General features: G+C 72.5%; 13 protein-coding genes. 11 read left to right on the forward strand and 2 right to left on the reverse strand.

The genetic code is table 11. The features are described 5' to 3' along the window. Nucleotides 1–76: 76 nt before the first annotated feature. Nucleotides 77–952 (forward strand): universal stress protein, encoded by an 876-nt coding sequence (locus tag EDD40_RS01445; RefSeq protein ID WP_123741284.1) that lies wholly within the window; start codon nt 77–79, stop codon nt 950–952. A gap of 88 nt (nt 953–1,040) precedes the next feature. Here EDD40_RS01445 and EDD40_RS44700 read toward each other — a convergent pair whose 3' ends face one another. Further along, nucleotides 1,041–1,106 carry a hypothetical protein gene (locus EDD40_RS44700; protein ID WP_425471328.1) on the reverse strand — a complete coding sequence of 22 codons (66 nt, stop codon included), beginning with the start codon at nt 1,104–1,106 and terminating at the stop codon, nt 1,041–1,043. Here EDD40_RS44700 and EDD40_RS43025 point away from each other — a divergent pair. From EDD40_RS43025 to EDD40_RS01475, 6 genes are all read left to right on the forward strand, one after another. Beyond that, on the forward strand, nt 1,083–1,277 hold the full coding sequence (locus EDD40_RS43025) for a hypothetical protein (RefSeq protein ID WP_246037324.1): 195 nt from the start codon (nt 1,083–1,085) through the stop codon (nt 1,275–1,277). The genes EDD40_RS44700 and EDD40_RS43025 overlap by 24 nt on opposite strands. Before the next feature lie 400 nt (nt 1,278–1,677). Then, nucleotides 1,678–2,154 carry a universal stress protein gene (locus tag EDD40_RS01455; RefSeq protein ID WP_123741285.1) on the forward strand — a complete coding sequence of 159 codons (477 nt, stop codon included), beginning with the start codon at nt 1,678–1,680 and terminating at the stop codon, nt 2,152–2,154. Then, entirely contained in the window at nt 2,151–4,739 is a 2,589-nt protein-coding gene (locus EDD40_RS01460; protein WP_123741286.1) for a bifunctional acetate--CoA ligase family protein/GNAT family N-acetyltransferase, read from the forward strand. Before EDD40_RS01455 ends, EDD40_RS01460 begins: the two co-directional genes overlap by 4 nt. A gap of 43 nt (nt 4,740–4,782) precedes the next feature. Further along, complete coding sequence (locus EDD40_RS01465) at nt 4,783–5,256, forward strand: universal stress protein (RefSeq protein ID WP_123741287.1); 474 nt, start codon at nt 4,783–4,785, stop codon at nt 5,254–5,256. Next, nucleotides 5,253–5,768, forward strand: coding sequence for a CBS domain-containing protein (locus EDD40_RS01470; RefSeq protein ID WP_123741288.1), 516 nt, complete (start codon nt 5,253–5,255; stop codon nt 5,766–5,768). The genes EDD40_RS01465 and EDD40_RS01470 overlap by 4 nt, the downstream gene beginning before the upstream one ends. After that, nucleotides 5,749–8,268: an HAD-IC family P-type ATPase gene (locus EDD40_RS01475; RefSeq protein WP_211348047.1), complete on the forward strand. Its 2,520-nt coding sequence runs from the start codon at nt 5,749–5,751 to the stop codon at nt 8,266–8,268. Before EDD40_RS01470 ends, EDD40_RS01475 begins: the two co-directional genes overlap by 20 nt. 77 nt (nt 8,269–8,345) lie before the next feature. Here the strand turns inward: EDD40_RS01475 and EDD40_RS01480 are convergent, their stop codons facing one another. Further along, nucleotides 8,346–8,642, reverse strand: a complete 297-nt coding sequence (locus EDD40_RS01480) for an HPF/RaiA family ribosome-associated protein (RefSeq protein WP_123741289.1) — start codon at nt 8,640–8,642, stop codon at nt 8,346–8,348. Nucleotides 8,643–8,777: 135 nt separating this feature from the next. Here EDD40_RS01480 and EDD40_RS01485 point away from each other — a divergent pair, with 135 nt between their 5' ends. From EDD40_RS01485 to EDD40_RS01500, 4 genes are read left to right on the forward strand one after another with little or no spacing between them, the layout of a single operon-like run. Further along, nucleotides 8,778–11,144, forward strand: coding sequence for a phosphoketolase family protein (locus EDD40_RS01485; protein WP_123741290.1), 2,367 nt, complete (start codon nt 8,778–8,780; stop codon nt 11,142–11,144). Continuing rightward, on the forward strand, nt 11,144–12,217 hold the full coding sequence (locus EDD40_RS01490) for an acetate/propionate family kinase (RefSeq protein ID WP_123741291.1): 1,074 nt from the start codon (nt 11,144–11,146) through the stop codon (nt 12,215–12,217). The genes EDD40_RS01485 and EDD40_RS01490 overlap by 1 nt, the downstream gene beginning before the upstream one ends. A 42-nt stretch (nt 12,218–12,259) precedes the next feature. Continuing rightward, a complete protein-coding gene (locus EDD40_RS01495) occupies nt 12,260–12,595 on the forward strand; it encodes an ArsR/SmtB family transcription factor (RefSeq protein WP_123741292.1) in 336 nt (111 codons plus the stop codon). Then, entirely contained in the window at nt 12,592–14,199 is a 1,608-nt protein-coding gene (locus tag EDD40_RS01500) for a SulP family inorganic anion transporter (RefSeq protein WP_123741293.1), read from the forward strand. Before EDD40_RS01495 ends, EDD40_RS01500 begins: the two co-directional genes overlap by 4 nt. Nucleotide 14,200: the final 1 nt, after the last annotated feature.

Genomic DNA, 14,200 nt, shown 5'->3' on the forward strand with positions numbered 1-14,200 from the left:
GAGGACAGGGCCCCGTGCGGCCCCACCGCCCGTGGCGGCGCGTCCGTCGACATCGAATCGGGAAGAGGAATCTGTGATGAGTGCCCCCATCGTGGTCGGAGTGGACGGCTCGACGTCGGCGTTGACGGCCACCAAGTGGGCCGCCGAGGAAGCCGCACGGCACCGCGTGCCGCTCAAGCTCGTGCACGCCTACCTGCCGCCCACCCGCGGCTACCCCGAGATCGTGCTGACCGGCCACGAGGTGCGGCAGGCGTTCGAACAGCAGGGCCGCCAGTGGCTCGAGGATGCCGCTGGCGCCGCCCGCGCGGTCGCACCGGACGTCGGGATCACGACGTCCCTGGTCGTCGACCGCCCCGCCGCGGCCCTGATCGCCGCGTCCCGCGACGCGTTCCAGGTGGTGCTCGGTTCGCAGGGCCTGGGTGGCTTCTCCGGTCTGCTGGTCGGTTCGGTCGCCGTCGCGGTCTCCGCGCACGGCACGAGCCCCGTGGTCGTCGTCCGGGAAGAGCTTGGCCACGACGGCCCGGTCGTGGTCGGCGTGGACGGCTCGGCGGCGAGCGAGGAGGCGGTCGCGTTCGCGTTCGCCGAGGCGTCCCTGCTCGGCGTGCCCCTCACCGCGCTCATCGCCTGGACCGACTTCCTGGTCGACAGCGCCTACCACTCCCGGTTCACCGTCGACTGGTCCCAGGTCGAGCAGGAGCAGCTGCGTCTGCTGTCCGAGCGCCTCGCGGGCTGGCAGGAGAAGTACCCCGACGTCCATGTGGAGCGCGTCGTCGTCCACGACCGCCCGGTCCGCGCACTGCTCAACGCCGCGAAGGACGCCCGGCTGCTCGTGGTGGGCAGCCACGGCCAAGGCGGCTTCACCGGCATGCTGCTCGGCTCCACCAGCCAGGCGCTGGTCCACCACGCCCCCTGCCCCCTCGCCGTGGTCCGGCCGGCCACCGCGGAGCAGTAGGCCCGCGGGTCGACGAGCGGGGGACCGATCACCGGACCGGTCGCCCGTTCGCCGTTCCTCTCCTCCGTGACCGCGGCCGTGGCGGGACTCAGGTGCGGTCGGCCGGCACGACCACGATCGGGCACGTCGCATGGCGCAGGCAGTCCGCCGCCACGCTGCCCGGGACCGGATCGGCGAGCCTGCGCTGACCGTGCGTGCCCCCACGAGCAGGTCCGCCTGCCTGGACGCTTGGGCCGGCGCGGTGCCCGCGTCACCGGTGATGGTCACCTCGGTCACCGGGGGCGCACCCGGCACGGTGGCGCGGACCTCCTCCACGATCGTGTGAAGTTCGCGGGCGGGGTGTCGGTGGCCGGGGTTGTCGGCGTGGGGTGCCCGCCCATGACGTGGCTGCCACGAATTCCGTCTCGCGCAGCCACGCCGTCGTCGCCTCGACGGCGTCACCGGTCTTCACCGCTGGCGCCGGCGCCCAGCGCAGGGCCTCGCGGCTCGCCGGCGAGCCGTCCACCAACCAGGATCATGGCTTCCTCCTCTGCTCTCACCTCGAGCGTTCGCTCCGTGCCGGTGGGACCGGCAGGGTCCTGGGTCACCGACCTCGGGGTCGATGCGCACCCGCGCGCGGCCGGCGCCGCCTTCAGGGCCGAAGGTCCCGCCGCCGACGGGACCGCAGCCACTGACCTCGTCGAACAGATGCCGGGAGGCTTGAGCCGAACACCCGAGGAGGAGTCATGGACGAGACGATCGTGGTGGGCGTGGACGGCTCGCCGGTCAGCCGGACCGCGTTGCGGTGGGCGGTCGAGGAGGCGAAGCTGCGCGGTTGCGCGGTGGAGGCCGTCCTGGCCTGGCACGTGGACTACGGCATGGTGATCGGCCCCGTGTCGGCCACGGTCGCCGCCGGGATCGACCGCGACGAGGTGCGCGAGAGCTACCGGCGCGTGCTGGACGACGTGGTGGCCGAGGTCGGTCCGGAGGTCCGGGCCGTGCTCGCCGAGGGCGACGCCCGCGAGGTGCTGACGAAGGCGTCCGAGCACGCGGCGCTGCTGGTGGTGGGCAGCCGGGGAGCGGGACCGATTCGCGAGGTGTTGCTGGGCTCGGTCAGCTCCCACTGCGTGCACCACGCGACGTGCCCGGTGGTCGTCGTGCGCGAGCCCGAGCCCGAGCACGTCGAGCCGAAGCCGGCCGTCACCCCGGGACCGCTGCTGTGACTGCCTCGGTGCACGGCGACCGCGCACTGCTGGCGGACGGGTCCGTGGTTGCGCTGCGGGAGCTGGGTCCGGCCGACGCGGACGCCCTGCTCGCGCTGCACCGCGACCTGCCGGTGGACGACCGCTACCTGCGGTTCTTCAGCGCCGCGCCGCAACACCCGGACGAGTTCGTCGCTCGACTGACCTCACCCGAAGATCCGTTGCACGTCGTGATCGGCGCGTTCGCCTCCGACGTGCTGGTCGGCGCCGCGAGCTACGTCCCGCTCGACGACGACACCGCCGAGGTGGCGCTGGTGGTCGCGCACGACCGGCAGTCCCGCGGTGTCGGCACGCTGCTGCTGGAGCACCTGGTCTCGTCGGCCAGGCGGCGGGGTGTGCGGCGGTTCCGCGCCGACGTGCTCACGGTGAACTCGAAGATGCTGCGCGTGTTCGCCGACCTCGGTCTGGTGTGGACGTCCACGGCGGACAACGGCGAGGTGCGCGTCGACCTCGGCCTCGACCCCGGTGAGCGGTACCTGGAGGCCGTCGCCGACCGGGAGCAGGCCGCCGACGTGGCCAGCCTGCGGTCGGTGCTCGAGCCCGACTCGGTCGTGGTGGTCGGTGCGAGCCGCAAGTCGTCCTCCGTGGGCAACGCGGTGCTGGCCAACCTGGTCGAGGGCGGCTACACCGGCGCGCTGCACGCGGTGAACCCGCACGCCCACCAGGTGCTGGGCGTTGCCTGCCACCGGTCGGTGGCCGACCTGCCCGAGGCCCCTGACCTGGCGGTGGTGTGCGTGCCCGCCGCAGTGGTGCCGCAGGTCGCCGAGGACTGCGGGCGACGGGGGGTGAAGGCGCTGGTCGTCATCACCTCCGGCGTCGACCCCGAACGCCTGCTGGAGGTCGTGCGCCGGTACGGGATGCGGATGGTCGGCCCGAACTGCGTCGGTGTGTCGAACACCGACCCGGACGTCCGGTTGGACGCCACCTTCACCCGTGACCGGACCGAGCCGGGCGGGATCGGCCTGGTCACCCAGTCGGGTGGTGTGGCGATCGCGGCGGCCGAGCAGTTGCGGCGGCTGGGGCTGGGCACCTCGCAGCTGGTCTCGACCGGCGACAAGTACGACGTGTCCGGCAACGACCTGCTGCTGTGGTGGGAACGCGACGAGCGGACCCGGGCGGTGGCGCTGTACCTGGAGTCGTTCGGCAACCCGCGCAAGTTCTCCCGGCTGGCCCGCCGGGTGGCGCGCCGCAAGCCGGTGCTGGCGATCCGGGCGGCGAGCAGCGAGGCCGGCCGGCGCGCCGCCGCGTCGCACACCGCCTCGACCGCCACCCCGGCGGTGACGCGCGACGCGTTGTTCCGACAGGCGGGAGTGATCGCGGTGGACGGCGTCGGCGAGATGGTCGACGTCCTGGCCGCGCTGCACGCCACCCCTCTGCCCGCCGGACGTTCGGTGGCTGTGCTCGGCAACGCAGGTGGGCTGGGTGTGCTGGCCGCGGACGCCTGCGCGCACCACGGGCTCACCACCGCCGAACTCGGCGCGGGCACGGTCGAGGCGCTGAAGGCGCTGCTGCCGAGCACGGCGAGCCCGCACAACCCGGTCGACACGACCGCGGTCGTGGCCGACCCGGCGGTGGACGCGGTCATCGCGGTCACCGTCCCCACAGCACTGGGCGACCCGGCCGGCGGCATCCACCCCACGGCCAAGCCGGTGCTCGCGGTGAGCACCGACCAGGACGCGTCGGTGTCGCTGCGCGACGACGCCATCGCCCGCTACACCGAGCCCGCCCGTGCCGCCGCCGTGCTCGCCTCGCTGGCCGAACGCTCGGCGTGGTTGCGCCGCCCGGCGCCGCAGCCGGCCGAGTTGCCCGGGATCGACCTGCCGCCCGCCCGCGCGGTCGTCGCCGAGCACTTCACCGCCGAACCCGGAGGCGGGTGGCTCGACCCCGATCAGGCGGTGCGGCTGCTGGGCGCGTTCGGGCTGCCCGTCCTCGGCGGTGTGCTGGTGCAAGACGCCCGATCCGCGGTGGCCGCACAGCGGTCCTTCGGCGGACCCGTCGTCCTCAAGGCCGTGGCGCGCGGGCTGCTGCACAAGAGCAAGGGCGGCGGCGTGCTGCTCGACCTGGCCGGCGAGTCCACGGTGACCCATGCGTTCGAGTCGCTGCGCGAGCGGTTCGGCGAGCAGTTGCACGGCGTGTTCGTGCAGCCGATGGCAGACCGCGGCCGCGAACTCCTCGTCGGGGTCGTCACGGACTCGCAGTTCGGCCCGCTCCTGGTGACTGGACTGGGCGGCGTGGACACCGACCTGGTCGACGACCGCGCCGCCGCGCTCGCGCCGCTGTCGGAGGCGGACGTGGACGACCTGCTGCACGGCTTCCGCGCCGCGCGGGCGGTCTTCCGAGAGCACGACGAAACGGCCGTGCGGGACGTGCTGCTGCGGGTCGGCCGACTGGCCGAGCTCGTGCCTGAGATCGCCGAACTCGACCTCAACCCGCTGGTCCTGACCGGTGAGCGCGTGCTGGCGGTCGACGCCAGGGTTCGCGTCGCGCCCGCGGCACCGGTCGACCCTTTCCTGCGCAGGCTCCGCGACCCCAGGCGGCCTTCGTGATCCCGCCGTCCACGACGAACATCGAGATGAGCGAGGTGGAGTCATGAGCACAGGTCCGATCGTCGTCGGCATCGACGGCACCCCCGCAAGCGAACGCGCACTGCGCTGGGCCGTGGACGAGGCGACGCAGCGCAAGCTCCCGCTGCACGTGGTCAACGCCTACGCCTACGAGCCGCTGGCCGACTGGGCGATGACCTCCGAGCAGGACGCGCGGGCCCGGTCGGAGGCCCTGGTCGAGGACGCGCTGCGTGCGGCGGCCGTGGGCAGGCTCGAACTCCCGCAGGTCATCAGGCACTGCGTGCGGGGACCGGCCGCCGAGGCGCTGGAAGGACTGACGCGCGGCGCGTCGATGCTGGTGGTGGCCTCGCACAGCGGCAGCCGGCTGCGGCGGGCGCTGCTGGGCAGCACCAGCGCGCACTGCGTCCGGCACGCGACCGTGCCCGTGGTCGTCCTCCCACCGGCCGACGAGCAGCACGACGGGGACGCGGTCGTCGCGGGGCAGGAGGCCGGGCGATGAGGGGCCGCGACCTGACGACACGTGACGTGGTGACCGTGTCGCCCGAGACGTCCGCACGTGACGCGGCGGCGCTGCCGGCGGCGAGGGATTTCACCGCGTTGCCGGTGGCCGACGGTTCCGGGGCACTGGTCGGCGTGGTCACCGAGGCCGACGCGTTGCGTGACCGGCTGCCTCCGGACCCGCGCCCGCTCGTGCACGGACAGCCGTCACGGGCGCGTGCCGTGCCGCGTCGGACCGTCGCCGACGTGACGAGCGAGCCGGTCACCGGCGCGTCGCCCGGCACGGACATCGCTGAGCCGGCCCGGCAGATGCCGGAGCACGGCGCTCGCAGCCTGGGCCACCACGCCAACCCGCACCGCTGGACGGTGTCGGTGGTGGACGGCCGGGTGGCGATCGTGGACGAGTTGGACGACGAACGCGACCGCCTCGTGGCCGCGGTGCCTGCCGGCGCCGTGCCCGGCGTGGCCGACGTGAGCTTCCCGGAGACCCGTCGTGCCGTCGACCACGGCTGAGCACGAGGCCGCGCCGCACGGCCTGCCGGTGCACGAGGTCGTGCTGATCGCCGAGACCGACGCCGAGACCGGCCTGTCCGGCACCGCGGCCGGCGAGCGGTTGGCCTCTCTAGGACCGAACAGGCTGCCCGAGCGGCGCGGTCCCGGCCGACTGCGGCGGATGCTCGCCCAGTTCCACAACCCGCTGATCTACGTTCTGCTCGGCGCGGCGGCGCTGACCGCGGCGCTGGGTGAGACCGTGGACGCCTCGGTAGTGCTGGGCGTGGTGCTGGTCAACGCGATCGTCGGCTACCTGCAGGAGGTGCGGGCCGAACAGGCGCTCGACGCCCTGGAGGCGATGGTCCGCACCGAGGCCACCGTGATCCGCGACGGGACCGCCTCTCGGATCACGTCCGACGACGTGGTGCCCGGCGACCTGGTGGTGCTGGAGGAAGGCGACCAGGTGCCCGCCGACCTGCGGCTGGCTCGCACGCGCGAGCTGCGGGTGGACGAGTCGGCGCTGACCGGCGAGTCGCAGCCCGCGCACAAGGACCCGCTGCCGGTGCCGCACGACACCGCGTTGGCCGACCGCACGAACATGGCTTTCTCCGGCACGCTCGTCACCACCGGAGGCGGGCGCGGGGTGGTGGTCGCCACCGGCGCGGACACCGAGATCGGGCACGTGCACCGGCTGGTCGGCAGCACCACGACCGTGCAGACACCGCTGACCCGCAAACTCGCCCGGTTCAGCAAGCTGCTGACCGCCGTCATCCTCGGGCTGGCCGTGGTCACCGTCGTCATCGGGATGCTGCGCGGCGAGCCGTTCGCCGAGATGGTGACCGCCGCCGTCGCCCTCGCGGTCGGCGCGATCCCGGAAGGGCTGCCCGCCGCGGTGACGGTGACGCTGGCCATCGGCGTCGCCCGCATGGCGCGGCGCAACGCCGTCATCCGCCGCCTTCCCGCCGTGGAGACCCTCGGCAGCACCACGGTCATCTGCACCGACAAGACCGGCACCCTCACCGCCAACGCCATGACCGTGCGCGAGGCCGTCGCCGTCGACGGCGAGCGGTGGGAGGTCGACGGCATCGGCTACTCGCCGCTGGGAGAGCACTCGCCGCCGCCGGACGCCGTGCGAGAGGTCCTGCTGGCCGGTCTGGCGTGCAACGACGCCCACGTCGTGCTCCAAGACGACCGGTGGACCGCCGTGGGCGACCCCACCGAAGCCGCACTCGTGGTGTCCGCCCGCAAGGCCGGGTTGACGGTGGAAGACGTTCCCGAACGCGTGGACGAGCTGCCGTTCACCTCGCAACGCGCCTTCATGGCCACTCGCCACGGGGGTGGCGTCGTCTACCTCAAGGGCGCGGTCGAGCGGATCTCCGAGTTCACCGGCTCCACCGACCACACCGCCGCCGAACAGCTCGCCGATCGCGGACTCCGGGTGCTCGCGTTCGCCCGCGCGCACGTGCCCGAGGACACCCCGCTGACGGAGGGCGCACTGCACGGGGCCGAATCGCTCGGCCTCCAAGCCATGCACGATCCACCCCGGCCCGAGGCCGTTGACGCGGTCCGCGCCTGCCAGGACGCGGGCATCGAAGTCCGGATGATCACCGGCGACCACCTCGGCACCGCCCGTGCCATCGCGGCCCACTTCTCCCTGCCCGACGACGCCGTGCACGCCCGCGTCTCGCCCGAGGAGAAGCTGCGGCTGGTCAAGCGATTCCAGGCCGACGGGCACGTGGTCGCGATGACCGGTGACGGCGTGAACGACGCCCCGGCACTGCGACGCGCCGACATCGGCGTCGCCATGGGCCGCGGCGGCACCGAAGTCGCCAAGCAGGCCGCCGACATGGTCCTCACCGACGACAACTTCTCGTCCATCCGCGCCGCGGTGGAGGAGGGGCGCGCGGTCTTCGACAACCTGCGCAAGTTCATCATCTGGACCCTGCCCACCAACATGGCCGAGGGCCTGGTCATCCTCACCGCGATCCTGCTCGGCACCGCCCTGCCGATCCTGCCGGTGCAGATCCTGTGGATCAACATGACCACCGCCGTCGCGCTCGGCTTGACCCTGGCATTCGAGCCGCGCGAGCCGGGTGTCATGCACCGCCCGCCGCTGCCGCCGACACTGCCGCTGCTGACCGGTGCCTTGGTACAGCGGATCCTGCTGGTTTCCGCGGTGCTGCTGGCCGGTTCGTTCGCCGCGTTCCACCTGCACGGCGGCACGCTGGACCAGGCGCGCACGGTGGCGGTGAACGTCTTCGTCGCCGCCCAGATCGCCTACCTGGTCAACTGCCGGTCGCTACGGCACCTCCGACCGCACGTCGGCCTGAAGAGCAACCCGTGGCTGCTGGTCGGCATCGCTGTCACCGTCGCGCTGCAACTGCTGTTCACCTACCTGCCGGTGATGAACACCCTGTTCCACACCGCGCCGATCGGGTGGGGGGACTGGGCGGTGGTCGTGGCGGTGGCCGTCGTCGCCTACGCCGTGGTCGAAGCGGAGAAGTGGCTGCGTCGCAGGTGATCGAACGGCCGCCGACACGACTGAGCCGGTGGTCCCGGGGAGTTCCCCGGGACCACCGGCTCTTGGCCGACGGGAGGTCAGCGACCCAGGTTCACGAGCTGGTGCTGCAGCTTGTCGTGCAGCAGGTCCACCGCCTCCTGGTAGGTCGCCGCGGTCGCCTCGGCGTTCACCTGCGTCCCGTTGACGTCCAATGACGCGTGCGCCACCAGCAGCCGGGACCCGTCGGTGCTCAGCCGCACCTTGGCGTAGCCGATGTCGGCGGGGGAGTACTTGGCGATGGCGGCGACCTTGACGCGGGCGTACTCGCCGGCCTCGCCGGGCACCCCGCGGGCCAGGTCGACCCGGAACTCGACGATCTCGTGCACGTGGCTCATGCCTCAAGCCTCGTCCTGCCCGGCACGGGGCGACAGTGACCAAGGTCCCGGCCGGCCGGGACTCCCGGAACTGTGGCCGGATCGACGACGGGACCAGGCTGGGAACCATCACCCCGAGACCGTCAGGAGAGCGAGATGTCGCAGCAGCCGGAGAACACCGCGCCGGACCTGTCCTTGGTCGACGCCTACTGGCGGGCGGCCAACTACCTGTCGGCGGGTCAGATCTACCTGCTGGACAACCCCCTGCTCGACGAGCCGCTCACCCCGGAGCACATCAAGCCCCGGCTGTTGGGGCACTGGGGGACCACGCCGGGCCTGAACTTCCTGTACGCCCACCTCAACCGGGTGATCAACGCGCGCTCGCAGGACGTGCTGTTCGTGACCGGTCCGGGGCACGGCGGTCCGGCGCTGCTGGCCAACACCTGGTTGGAGGGCAGCTACACCGACACTCACCCGAACGTGCAACGTGACGGCGAGGGCATGCGCAAGCTGTTCCGCCAGTTCTCCTTCCCGGGCGGTGTGCCCAGCCACGTGGCGCCCGAGGTACCCGGGTCCATCCACGAGGGCGGCGAGCTGGGCTACTCGCTGGCGCACGCGTTCGGCGCCGCGTTCGACAACCCGGACCTGATCGTGGCGTGCGTCGTCGGCGACGGTGAGGCCGAGACCGGTCCGCTGGCCGCGAGCTGGCACGGCAACAAGTTCCTCGACCCGGCCAACGACGGCGCGGTGCTCCCGATCCTGCACCTGAACGGCTACAAGATCGCCAACCCGACCATCCTGGCCCGCATCCCGCACGAGGAGCTGGACTCGTTGCTGCGCGGCTACGGTTACGCGCCGTTCTACGTGGAAGGCGACGACTCGGCGGTGCTGCACCCACGCATGGCCGAGGTCTTCGACGAGGTGTTCGACGACATCCACCGAATCCAGGAGACGGCCCGCGCCGGGGACACCGAGCGCCCGCGTTGGCCGATGATCGTGCTGCGCACGCCGAAGGGCTGGACGGGTCCGGCCGAGGTGGACGGTGTGCCGGTGGAGGGCACGTGGCGCGCGCACCAGGTCCCCCTCGGCGGTGTGCGCGACAACCCCGACCACCTCCGGCAGCTGGAAGCGTGGCTGCGGTCCTACCGACCGGAGGAGCTGTTCGACATCGACGGCCGCCCGCGCCCGGAACTGCTGGCCCTCGCGCCTCGCGGTGAGATGCGCATGGGTGCCCTCCCACACGCCAACGGCGGTCTGCTGCTGCGCGAACTGCGCATGCCCGGCACCACCCCGTACTCGGTCGAGGTGACCAAGCACGGCACCACCACTTCGGAGCCGACCCGCGCGCTGGGCCGGATGCTGCGCGACGTCATGACCCTCAACGCGACCGAGAAGAACTTCCGCGTGTTCGGCCCGGACGAGACCGCGTCCAACCGGTTGGACGCCGTGTTCGAGGTGACCGCGAAGCAGTGGCTGGCCGAGAAGCTGCCCACCGACGAGCACCTGGAGACCAACGGCCGGGTGGTGGAGGTGCTGTCGGAGCACCTGTGCCAGGGCTTCCTGGAGGGCTACCTGCTGACCGGGCGGCACGGGCTGTTCAACTGCTACGAGGCGTTCACCCACATCATCGACTCGATGTTCAACCAGCACGCCAAGTGGCTCAAGACCCACCGCGAGATCGACTGGCGACGTCCGGTCGCGTCGTTGAACTACCTGCTGTCGTCGCACGTGTGGCGCCAGGACCACAACGGCTTCTCCCACCAGGACCCCGGCTTCATCGACCACGTGATGAACAAGAAGGCCGAGGTCGTCCGCGTCTACCTGCCCGCCGACACCAACACCCTGCTCTCGGTGGCCGACCACTGCCTGCGCAGCCGCGACTACGTCAACGTCATCCTCTCGGGCAAGAACCTCACCCCCGACTGGCTCAGCCCGGAGGAAGCCGCGCTGCACTGCGCGCGCGGCGCGGGCATCTGGGAGTGGGCCGGCACGGACGACGGGCCGACCGAGCCGGACGTGGTGCTGGCCTGCGCCGGTGACGCGCCGACGTTGGAGATCATGGCCGCCACCGCGCTGCTGCGCGAGCACCTGCCCGAGTTGCGCGTTCGCGTGGTCAACGTAGTGGACCTGATGCGGTTGCAGCCCGAGACCGAACACCCGCACGGCATGCCCGACCACGAGTTCGACGCCCTGTTCACCCCCGACAAGCCGGTGCTGTTCGCCTACCACGGCTATCCGTGGCTGATCCACCGCCTGACCTACCGCCGCACCAACCACCACAACATCCACGTCCGCGGCTACAAGGAAGAAGGCACGACCACCACGCCGTTCGACATGCTCGTGCTCAACGACATGGACCGCTACCGGCTCGTCATCGACGTGATCGACCGCGTCCCCGGTCTGGGCGTCAAGGCGGCCGGGCTGCGCCAGCGGATGCAGGACCAGCGCACCCGCCACCACGCCTACATCCGCGAGCACGGCGAGGACCTGCCCGAGATCCGCGACTGGACCTGGCCGTACTGATGAACGTGCTGGTCGTCAACGCGGGCTCGTCGAGCCTGAAGCTGTCGGTGCTGGGCGAGGACGACACCGTCCTCGCCCAGCACCACGTCGAACGGTGGGACGGCACACCGAACCTCGACCTGGACCTGCCGCCCGTGGACGCCGTCGGCCACCGCGTCGTGCACGGCGGCACCCGGTTCACCGACCCGGTCGTCATCACCCCCGACGTGCGCCGGGAGATCGCCGCCCTGACCGATCTGGCGCCGCTGCACCAGCCCAAGGCCCTCGCGGGCATCGACGCGGCCCGGGTGCTGTTCCCCGACGTGCCGCACGTGGCGTGCTTCGACACCGCGTTCCACCGCACCCTGCCCGCGGCCGCGTCGACCTACGCGTTGCCGGGGGAGTGGCGCGAACGCTGGGACCTGCGGCGTTACGGCTTCCACGGCCTGTCCCACGCCTACGTCTCCCGCCGGGCGGTCGAGCTGGCGGGTAGTGGCCCGCGCGTGGTGACCTGTCATCTCGGCGCGGGCTGTTCGCTGGCCGCGGTGCGGGACGGCCGCTCCGTTGACACGACGATGGGCTTCACCCCGCTGGCCGGTCTGCCCATGGCCACCCGCAGCGGCGATCTCGACCCCGGCCTGCTGCTGCACCTGCTCGACCACCTCACCCCCGACGAACTCGCCGACGGCCTGGCGCACCACTCCGGGCTGCTTGGTCTGGCCGGCCACGCCGACCTCCGCGACGTGCACACCTCGGCGGCCACCGGCGACGCGAACGCCCGCTTGGCGCTCGATGTCTTCACCCATCGCCTGCGCCAGGGCATCGCCGCCATGACGGCGTCGCTCGGCGGCCTGGACCTGCTGGTCTTCACCGGCGGCATCGGCGAGCACGACGCCGAACTGCGCGCCCGAGCGGTGAACGGCCTGACGTTCCTGGGACTTGCCCTCGATCGCGAGGCCAACTCCACCGCGTCAGGTGACGCCCGGATCAGCCCGGAGACGTCCCGGACGCCGATCTGGGTGGTGACCGCCCGCGAGGAGGTCGAGATCGCGGCCGGCGCGCGGACCGCGTCGGGCTCAGTCTCGGCGTTGTAGAGTTGAAGAAGTTTTCAAGTCTGCAACTCGCCGGAGGCCGACATGCCACTCCCGCTGCACCAGGCCAAGGCCGAGTTCTTCCGGATGCTCGGACATCCGGTGCGCATCAGGGTGCTCGAACTGCTCCAGGACGGCCCGAAACCGGTGCGCGAACTGTTGGCCGACATCGGGATCGAGGCGTCCAGCCTCTCGGCCCAGCTGGCGGTGCTGCGCCGTTCGGGGATGGTCACGGCGACCCGTGACGGCACGACCGTGGTGTACGCGCTGACCAGCGACGACGTGGCGGAGCTGCTCCGCGTCGCGCGCAAGGTCCTCACCGGCCTGCTGGCCGGTCGGAACGAGCTGCTGGCGATGCTGCGAGAGGAGGAGCGGGCGTGACGACGTTCCTGCCGGCCAGGGCTGATTGGAGCGGCGCGACCCGCCGGGACCTGGTGGCCGGGGTGACGGTGGCGATCGTGGCCCTGCCGCTCGCACTCGGCTTCGGCGTCGCCTCCGGGCTCGGCGCGGCGTCCGGCCTGGTCACGGCCGTCGTCGCGGGTGCGCTGGCCGCGGTGTTCGGCGGCTCCAGCCTCCAGGTGTCCGGACCCACCGGCGCGATGACGGTGGTGCTGGTGCCGATCGTCGCGCGCTACGGCGTGGACGGCGTGCTCACGGTCGGTCTGCTGGCAGGGGTCCTGCTGGTGCTGCTCGCGGTGGCCCGCGCGGGTCGCTACATGCGGTACGTGCCCGTGCCGGTGGTGGAGGGTTTCACGATCGGCATCGCGGCGGTGATCGCGTTGCAGCAGGCGCCCGCTGCCCTGGGGGTGCCCACGCCCGGCGAGGACCACGTGGTGCTCGCGGCCGTGGCGGCTGTCGGGAACTTCGTCGCGGCCCCGCATTGGGAGGCCGTCGCCTTGGCGGGCGGGGTGGCTGCGGTGATGCTGATCGGGGCTCGGTGGCGTCCCGGTGTGCCGTTCTCGTTGCCGGCCGTCGTGGTGGCGACCGTCCTCGCGCAGTGGGCGGCGCTGCCCGTGACCACGATCGGGGCGCTGCCGAGAGTGCTGCCCGCGCCGTCGCTGGGGTTCCTGGACTTCGGCGCGCTGTGGTCGCTGCTGCCGTCGGCGGTGGCCGTGGCGGCGCTCGCCGCGCTGGAGAGCCTGCTGTCGGCCGCGGTCGCCGACGGGATGAGCGTCAACCAACGGCACGACCCGGACCGGGAGCTGTTCGGGCAGGGCCTGGCGAACCTGGTCGCGCCGCTGTTCGGCGGTGTGCCCGCCACTGCGGCCATCGCCCGCACCGCGGTCAACGTCCGCTCCGGCGCGACCTCCCGGCTCGCCGCCCTCACCCACGCCGTCGTGCTCCTCCTGATCGTTCTGGTCGCCGCGCCGTGGGTGGCCGGAGTTCCGCTCGCGGTGCTCGCCGGCGTGCTGCTGGCCACGGCCGTCCGGATGATCGAGGTCGGCTCGGTGAGGGCACTGGCCCGAGCCGGCCGTCCGGACGCCGCAGTGCTCGCGTTGACCGCCGTGGCGACGCTGGCGCTGGACCTCGTCACCGCCGTCATCGTCGGCCTCGTGCTCGCCGGCGTGTTCGCCCTGCGCGCGGTGTCGCGTACCGCACGGCTGGAGGAGGTGCCCCTGGAACCGGGCGACCACCGCGAGGAGGAACGAGCGCTGCTCGCGCAGCACATCGTCGCCTACCGCCTCGACGGCCCGCTGCTGTTCGCCGCCGCCCACCGCTTCCTGCTGGAACTGACCGAGATCGCCCCGGTGGCGGTGGTGATCCTGCGGATGTCACGGCTGTCCGCCGTCGACGCCACCGGCGTGCAGGTCCTGCGCGACGCCGTGCGGCGCCTGGAACACCGCGGCGTCACGGTCCTGGTCTCCGGCGTGCGCGACGAACACCGGCGTGCCCTGGGCACAGTGGACCTGCGCGTGTTCGACCACACACCCGACGCCATCGCCCACGCCCGCAGCCTCCTGCGTGAACGCAACGTCCTGCCCTGAC

This window comes from Saccharothrix texasensis (genome assembly GCF_003752005.1).
In the GTDB taxonomy this organism is placed as follows: domain Bacteria; phylum Actinomycetota; class Actinomycetes; order Mycobacteriales; family Pseudonocardiaceae; genus Actinosynnema; species Actinosynnema texasense.